At 36.7% G+C, this 488-nt stretch carries 1 protein-coding gene; it reads right to left on the reverse strand.

All coding sequences use genetic code 11. The features are described from left to right. The coding region (locus QWI17_RS08815) for a hypothetical protein (protein ID WP_302722151.1) at positions 1–488 on the reverse strand (488 nt) is incomplete at both ends.

The following is a 488-nucleotide window of genomic DNA, read 5'->3' on the forward strand; positions in this document are numbered from 1 at the left end:
ATTCCATTTGTTAGCACCCGCTCCAGAAGGACTTCCAGAAGAAGCGCTTAAACTAACAGGTCCATTTGCTCCGTTGATTGTAGCTGAAATTGGGTTAGTTACTCCACGGTAAACTACACGTAAATTATCTGCAACAATAGAACCTCCTGTTGGATCTTTTTCAATAATTTCTGCAGCTTTTTTATCTAATGTTTGAGCTACAACTTGATAAGTTGAAGGTGCAATATTAACCGTTTTAGTTTTTCCATTCGACACATAAGTAATGTTACCTGTTAATTGATGCATACCAACTGCAGATGTATTCAACTTAATAGATGCTTTACCATCAACAACAGCAGCAGAACCAACACTTGTAGAAACAGAACCTTTGATTGAATTATCGTAAGCTCCTAAAACTACATTAAGAACAGCTTCGTCACCTACTTTTACAACACCTGGCGATAAGAATAAACCTTGGAAAGCATCCAACTCGATTTTTTCTTCTAATT

Source organism: Gilvimarinus gilvus, from assembly GCF_030518155.1.
In the GTDB taxonomy this organism is placed as follows: domain Bacteria; phylum Pseudomonadota; class Gammaproteobacteria; order Pseudomonadales; family Cellvibrionaceae; genus Gilvimarinus; species Gilvimarinus gilvus.